The 3,251-nt window shown below is 73.7% G+C and carries 2 protein-coding genes; both read left to right on the top strand.

The genetic code is table 11. From position 1 onward, the window contains the following. A partial coding sequence (locus tag IEJ02_RS47585; protein WP_191070472.1) for a type I polyketide synthase occupies positions 1-2,807 on the top strand: 2,807 nt, incomplete at its 5' end. Positions 2,808-2,876: 69 nt separating this feature from the next. Then, positions 2,877-3,251, top strand: a 375-nt coding sequence (locus IEJ02_RS47580) for a beta-ketoacyl synthase N-terminal-like domain-containing protein (protein WP_191070471.1), incomplete at its 3' end; no start/stop codon positions are given.

The following is a 3,251-nucleotide window of genomic DNA, read 5'->3' as shown; positions in this document are numbered from 1 at the left end:
GTACGCACGCCTGGCTCGCGGACCATACCGTCGACGGGGTCGTCCTCGTCCCTGGCGCTGGACTGGTCGAGCTGGCGATCCGGGCCGGCGACGAGGTGGGCTGCGGCACGCTCGAAGAGCTGGTCATCGAGGCGCCCCTGGTCGTCCCCGCCCACGGCGGTGTCCGCGTCCAGGTCGCAGTCGGCGGCCCGGGCGAGAACGGCACGCGCAGCGTCGACATCTACTCGACCCGGGAGGACGCCGAGGCCGACTCCACTGGCGGTGAGGCATGGGTCCGCCACGCCACCGGTGTCCTCGGGGCGGTGGCGAAGGCGGCCGTCAGCACGCGGGCCGACTTCGCCACCTGGCCGCCGCCCGGGGCCCAGAAGGTCGATGGGGAAGGCATCCACGCCGACCTGGTCGCCCATGGCTACGAGCACGGCCCGGTGTTCCAGGGCCTGCGTGCGGTGTGGCGGCGCGGCGAGGAGATCTTCGCCGAGATCGCCCTGCCGGAGGAACAGCGGGACAGCGCAGCCCGCTTCGGCATCCATCCCGCGTTGCTCGACACCGCCCTGCACCCGGTGCTGCTGTCGGGCGCCACGCCGGAAGACCGCGAGCGGACATGGCAGCCGCTTGAGTGGCGCGGGCTGACGCTGCACGCCGCAGGTGCCACGGCGCTGCGGGTGCGGATCGCGCCGCAGGGGCCGGACGCGCTCGCGCTGACCGCCGTCGACGAGACGGGCGGGTCGGTCCTGTCGGCCGACACCGTCGCGCTCCGACCGGTGTCCGCAGCCCAGTTGGAGTCCGCGGCGGGCACCGCGAGCGACGGCGGGCCCGGGCTGTTCCGCGTCGAGTGGACCACGCTCGCAGAGCTGCCGTTCCAGAGCGCCGGGGCGGTGGTGGCCGCGGAGGAGTGCCCGGTGACCGTATCCACCCCGGAGGACCTGGCAGGTCTCACTGGCGGGGCGGACGTGCCACCGGCGGTGGTCGTGGAAGCCATCGCCGGTGGGGACGGTGTCGCGAGCGGCGCGGACGAGGGAGTCCTTCCGGCCGTGGTCTCGCGTGTCCTGTCGGTGACGCAGGCGTGGCTGGCCGACGAGGCACTGGAGAGTTCCCGGCTCGTCGTCGTGACCCGTGGCGCGGTGCCCGCGGGCGGTGATGCCGCGGTGACCGACCCGGCCGGTGCCGCGGTCTGGGGCCTGGTCCGTGCCGCCCAGGCCGAGAACCCGGAGCGGATCGTCCTCCTCGACCTGGATCCGGCGGCGCCCGCCTCCACCACCGCCTCCGCCACCCCCGGGCCCACCACCCTCGATTCCGCTCTCCTGGACGCGGTCCTCGCGAGTGGCGAACCACAGGTGGCGGTCGTCGGTACGGCGCTGACCGCGCCGCGCCTCGTCCGTACGCGGGTACAGCAGTCGGGACGGCCTGCCGCGTCCCTCCCCGAACGGCTCCTGCTCGACCCCCACGGCACGGTTCTCGTCACCGGCGGCACCGGATCGCTCGGTGCACTGACCGCCCGCCACCTGGTCGCGGAGTACGGTGCCCGCCACCTGGTCCTCGCCGGTCGGCGAGGACCGGAGGCCGACGGCGCGGCGGAGCTCGTGGCGCAGTTGACGGCCGAGGGCGCCGAGGTGTTGGTCGTGGCGTGCGACGTCACCGACCGGGACGCGGTCGCCGCGCTGCTGGCTGCCGTACCTGCCGAGCACCCGCTGACCGCGGTCGTCCACGCCGCCCGGGTCTTCGACGCCGGCCTGATCGGCGAGATGGCCCCGGAACGGCTGGCCCAGGTCTTCGCGCCGAAGGCCACCGCGGTCCGGCACCTGGACGAGCTGACCCGTGAACTCGCCCCGGAACTCAGGGCGTTCGTTCTCATGTCGTCCGCCTCGTCCGTCTTCCTGGGCGCGGGTACCGGCGCCTACGCGGCGGCCAACGCCTACGTCGACGCGGTGGCCCACCGCCGCCGTGCCGAGGGCCTGCCCGCCCTGTCGCTGGCCTGGAGTCTCTGGGCGCAGATCGCCGACCCGGAGCCCACTGCCCCCGACGCCGCCCCGGCGACCGACCAGGACCGGACCGGGCGCCGCGGCGGCGTGGAACCCCTGACGGCGGCCGAAGGCATGGAACTGTTCGACGCGGCCCTCAGGGCCTGTGCGGACGACGCCACTTTTGACACAGGCCCTGGCAACGGCACCGCCCTCCTGGTACCGGCCAGGCTCGACCTGCGGGCGGTACGGGCCGACGCCGTGCTCGGCGGGGGAGTCCCGCCGCTGCTGCGCGGACTGGTCCGCCCCGGCCGGCAGCAGGCCCACCGCGGACTGGCCGCACGGCTTGCCGGTCTTTCGGCGACCGAGCAGCAGGCGCTGCTGCTCGAACTCGTACGCGGCCAGGTGGCGATCGTCCTCGGCCACACCGGTCCGGAGCAGGTCAGGCCGGAGACGGCATTCAAGGACACCGGCTTCGACTCGCTCACCTCAGTCGAACTGCGCAATCGCCTCCGCGGCGCCACGGGGCTCCCCCTCCCCGCCACGGTCGTCTTCGACTACCCGGCGCCGCTCTCCCTCGCGCAGTATCTCCACGGCCGGCTCGACCCCACAACACAGTCCGCGGCCGGAACGCATCCGCTGCTGGCCGAACTGAGCAGGCTCGAAGCCACGTTGGCGGAGACGCCCGCCGACGACTCGGCCCGCGCCCAGGTGGCTACCCGGCTCCAGGGCCTCCTGGCCATCTGGTCGACGGCGAACGGAACCCCGCCCGCCGAGGAGGAGCTCGACTTCGACGCCGCCTCCGACGACGAACTCTTCGACCTCATCGACACGGAGTTCGGCAACTAGCAACCGCCGACCCGTCCGCCGCCCCACAGCCGCTGACCCGACGCCACAGCCTCTAGGAGCCGAACCTCAATGGCGGATGAAAGCAAGCTTCGCGACTATCTCAAGCGCGTCCTCGCCGAGGCACGCCGCTCCCAGCAGCGTGTGCTGGAACTTGAGGCCGAGAAGTCGGAGCCGATCGCGATCGTCGGAATGGCGTGCCGGCTTCCGGGCGGGGTCGCCGGCCCCGAGGACTTGTGGCGACTGGCCACCGAGGGCCGGGACGGCGTCTCCGGCTTCCCCACCGACCGCGGCTGGGACCTCGAGAGCCTGTTCGACGCGGACCCCGAGCAGAGTGGCACGTCGTACGTGACCCGCGGCGGGTTCCTGCACGAGGCCGGGCTCTTCGATGCGGGCTTCTTCGGGATCTCACCGCGTGAGGCGCTGGCGATGGACCCGCAGCAGCGG

Origin of the sequence: Streptomyces sp. 5-10 (genome assembly GCF_014712245.1) — a bacterium.
GTDB classification, from domain to species: domain Bacteria; phylum Actinomycetota; class Actinomycetes; order Streptomycetales; family Streptomycetaceae; genus Streptomyces; species Streptomyces violaceusniger.
The sequence above is the reverse complement of the archived record's forward strand: the minus strand, read 5'-3'. Positions and strand labels throughout refer to the sequence as shown.